The sequence below is a fragment of the Mesorhizobium escarrei genome (genome assembly GCF_935825525.1).
GTDB lineage: Bacteria > Pseudomonadota > Alphaproteobacteria > Rhizobiales > Rhizobiaceae > Mesorhizobium > Mesorhizobium escarrei.
On record NZ_CAKXZT010000111.1, the window covers coordinates 1 to 344 of the forward strand.

Below are 344 nucleotides of genomic sequence, written 5' to 3' on the forward strand. Positions count from 1 at the left end.
GCGGAGGGCATCGGCGCCATCTACGAGCTCGCGAAGCAGCGCGGGTTCACGACGTCGGGCATCGTGTCGACCCAGGCGCGCGACGAGAAGGTCGCGCTCTCGCCGTGCGTCGACTTCGTGTTCTACGTGAAAGATGCGACCTGGGGCGGCTACCTACCCGACAAGAAGACGCTGTCGCCGACTTCCTCAGCGATGGTCGCGGTCAGCGACGTGATAATCGCGATCGGAGGCGGCGACGTGGCGCGCGATGAAGTGCTCGAAGCGCGTCGGCTCGGCAAGAAGACGAAGTTCATCCCTGCCGACATGAATCACGCTGCTGCGCGCGAGAAGGCAGCGCGCAAAGG

At 65.1% G+C, this 344-nt stretch carries 1 protein-coding gene; it reads left to right on the top strand.

Translation table 11 applies throughout. The features are described 5' to 3' along the window. On the top strand, positions 1–344 hold a 344-nt coding region (locus NMG80_RS07200; RefSeq protein ID WP_254017473.1), incomplete at both ends, for a hypothetical protein.